At 66.3% G+C, this 3,375-nt stretch carries 2 protein-coding genes and 1 riboswitch; both genes read right to left on the bottom strand.

Translation table 11 applies throughout. From position 1 onward, the window contains the following. Positions 1–5: 5 nt before the first annotated feature. A riboswitch (glycine riboswitch) is annotated at positions 6–95 on the bottom strand. Between the two features lie 24 nt (positions 96–119). Next, entirely contained in the window at positions 120–2,420 is a 2,301-nt protein-coding gene (locus tag I5M_RS05995) for a DUF3604 domain-containing protein (RefSeq protein WP_022720566.1), read from the bottom strand. A 50-nt stretch (positions 2,421–2,470) separates the two neighbouring features. Next, positions 2,471–3,355, bottom strand: a complete 885-nt coding sequence (locus tag I5M_RS05990; RefSeq protein WP_022720565.1) for an ABC transporter permease — start codon at positions 3,353–3,355, stop codon at positions 2,471–2,473. Positions 3,356–3,375: the final 20 nt, after the last annotated feature.

The raw sequence follows: 3,375 nt of genomic DNA, 5'->3' as shown, positions 1-3,375 counted from the left end.
GATCATGGCGCGATACGGTCCTTGTGCCTGAGAGTTTCCGGGGTGTTGCTCCTTCGGCGCCGCCGGGTCGGCCGGGACTCTCCCGCATCGCGTAGCTTAGTGCTTGCTGTCGCCTCCTTTCAGTCGCGCAGAATATAGATAGGACTAGACCACGCCTGGTGCCCGTCTGCAAATGTCGCACGCAGCCAGATCGGGTTGTCGCCGGCGCGCATCGCAATCGAACGGCGCAGCTTCAAGGCGTGCTGATCGTAATGATCGGGTTCCCGTGACAGCCGTAGTTCGCGATCCAGCTTGCCGAGGCGGTGCACGACCGGCTGATGGCTGAGTTCGGCAAGCGTATGGCGGAACGAGCCGAGCTGATTGGTGATCTCGATCACAGCATCGGGCGATGACAGCGACAAATCGACGCCGGCGAAGTTCCCGGTGGTGATCGACTGCCAGGCCAGCTGCTGATCCGAGACCTGCTTCAGCGGCCGGTCGGGATTGAAAAAGTTGATCGGCGCGAAGCCCGTGATGCGCGCACCCTCGACCTTCAGCGAGCCGTCCCACACCGTCTGCCGGGCGCGGCCGCGATACTCGGCACCGCTCCATTCGATCCTGCATCGGCTGCCGAGCGGCGACGCCGCGTGTGGCCGGATGACTTCGAGCACCTCGGTGCCGCGGCGGATCTCGACGTCGAGGATCGGCGACGCCGACTCGATGCAGAACTCGAACTCGACGTCACCCGGCGCACCGGTGACGATGTCGCCCATCATCACCGATGTGGCTTCCGCATGCCGTGCCCCGGCGATCCGCGGGTCGTCGGTCCACACCGTGACCGGCTGATCGAAGCTGCCCTGCACCGTCAGGTGCGGGCGCGAGCCCGTGGTGCCGTAGTGATGCCGCGCCTGCAGCGCATCGAACATCGCGTCGCGCGTCAGCTCGGGCAGCCAGTAGCAGGTCAGGCCGCCGAGCGCACCGAACATCGAGGCGCCGGGTGGCTCGTAGCCGGGCCGGCCCTTGTGGCCGTCGCTGTTGCCGACAATGCCGACGCGGTAACCGCTCTCGAACGCATCCGCCGCCAGCCATTCGAACGTCCCCCAGCTCGAATGCACCTCGACGGAGCGCTCGAGCGCATGGTGATGCGCGTACTTGATATCGGCGTAGCGCCCGCCGCAATGCGCCCACACCACGGTGTCGGCCGCCTTCGGCTCCAGCGCCTCGAACAGCGCCCGCGCATCCCAGCAATCGGTGGCCAAATCGCTGCGCTCCGGCACCAGCGCGTGCGACGAGCGATGGATGACGCGATCCTCGGTGCGATAGAACACGTTGCGATCGCCGCCGAGCGAGGTGTTGCCCGACCATTCGTAGCCCGGAATGGTGACGAAGCGGCCCGGCTCGTTCCAGTCGCGCATCAGGCCGTTGAGGAGGTACCAGAACTCGCCGGTGATCTGGAAGTCGTTGCCCTGATGACCGATCGCATCGAGGAACGCGCAATCGCGCGCGTAGGTCATGTAGTCGTGCGCCGTGCCCGAGCCGATGGTTTCTCCGGACTGCGCATGTAGATCGCCCCAATAGGCGCGCAGCTTCAGCTCCGGCTCGACGACAAGAACGTTGGAGCTGGTCAGCGTGCGTCCGTCGGCGACCAGATCGACCGACACACGACCAGCTTGAATCGCGCGCAGGCCGCTGATCTCCGTAGCCGGCGCAGCCGGATCGAACGGCACCGTTTCCGGCAGGCCCTCAATGGCTCCGCGACACACGAGCTGAATGCGCTCGCCGCCGCGATTGCTGGTCGGGTTGCCCCACAGGTCGTCGGCGCGGATGCCGAGGCTGAACTCATCGCCGACGGCGCGGCAGGTCGGCAGCACCGCGTGCCAGCGCGCCGCCGGACCGGCGACGATCGGCATCACCGGCACGCCCGGCACGTCCACGAAGGTGTAGGTCGCAATCGGATCGACCAGCACGCGGAAGCAGAATTCAGGATCGACGAAGGTCTGCATCCGGATGCCCGGCCCGCGTGAATCGGTGCCGAACTCGATGAGGATGGTGTCGCCTTCCTTCATGAAACCGGCGACGATCTTGATGTAGATGGTGCGGTCCCACGGCCGCGTATTCTGCTTGTAGTCGAACCGCACGTCGAGCGTGGCGCCGTTCGACGCGGTCACCTTGACGTAGTTCGGCGCCGCCGGGTCGGTGAATTGCGGCCGCCCCATGTCGGAGGCAAAGCGGTAGCAGACCTTCAGGCAGCCGGAATCGTCGATGCCGTAGCGGCCCGCCATGTAGGTCATGGTGAAGCGCTGATAGCTGCCCGCGACGAACGGACCGGTGTTGTCGATCGTCACCGAGCCGGCATCCGCGACCGCCACCGGCGTGACCTCCGGCATCCAGTTTTCCAGCACGGAGCGGCCGGCGCGGGCGGTGTTGGTTCGAGTCGTCATGTCTGAGCCTGAAGTCTGCGATGTGTCGAAGTGAGCGGGGCGGTGCAGGTTCATCGCTGCATCCCCCAGCGCCGAACGGTGCGGCGCTCGATGGCGCGGAAGATCAGGCCGTCGACCAGGAGGCCGATGACGATCACCGTCAGCAGGCCGGCGAACACGTTGGCGGTTTCCAGCGAGTTGCGATTCTCGAAGATGAACCAGCCGATGCCGCCCGAGCGCGAGGTCGCGCCGAACACCAGCTCGGCGGCGATCAGCGTGCGCCAGGCGAAAGCCCAGCCGATCTTGAGGCCGTTGAGGATCGACGGGAACGCCGCGGGGACGAGGATGCCGAAGATGTAGCGCATGTTGCGCAGGCCGAAGTTCTGCCCGGCCATGCGCAGCGTCTCGCTCACCGACTGAAACCCGGTCTGCGCATTCAGCGCCACCGCCCACAGCACCGAGTGCACGATGACGAACACCATGCTGGACATGCCGAGGCCGAACCACAGCAGCGCCAGCGGCAGCAGCGCGATCGCCGGCAGCGGATTGAGCATCGCGGTCAGCGTCGCGAGGAGGTCGCTGCCCCATTTGGTCGAGACCGCGAACGACACCAGCACGCCGGCGAGCACGGCACCGATGATGTAGCCGGTGAGCAGCACCTGGATCGAGTACAGCATGCGCCACAGCAGCGGACCGTGGACGAAGGCGTCGTACAGCGCCGTCAGCGACGCCCAGAAGCTCGGCAGCAGCAGGTCGTTTTGCAGATACGTCGCGTAGCCCTGCCAGACCGCGGCGAGCAGAACCAGGATGCAGCCGCGGCGGAACATCGTGTTGCTGCGCAGCCGCTCCCACAGCGGCAGCGCCTTGCTGATGTCGCCGGTCTTGGCGTCGCTCGCGTCGGGCTGGCGATAGACATTCGGGCGCGGCAGCAGCGCCGATTGGGCGATGTCAGTCATGGGCGGGCTCCCCACGGTTG

It is taken from the genome of Rhodopseudomonas sp. B29, assembly GCF_000333455.1.
GTDB lineage: Bacteria > Pseudomonadota > Alphaproteobacteria > Rhizobiales > Xanthobacteraceae > Rhodopseudomonas.
This window is presented reverse-complemented; position numbering and strand designations above follow the sequence as displayed.

Excerpts from the sequence above, each read along its gene's own strand:
- I5M_RS05995 (WP_022720566.1), bottom strand. The coding sequence starts at position 2,420 with ATGACGACTCGAACCAACACCGCCCGCGCCGGCCGCTCCGTGCTGGAA.
- I5M_RS05990 (WP_022720565.1), bottom strand. The coding sequence starts at position 3,355 with ATGACTGACATCGCCCAATCGGCGCTGCTGCCGCGCCCGAATGTCTAT.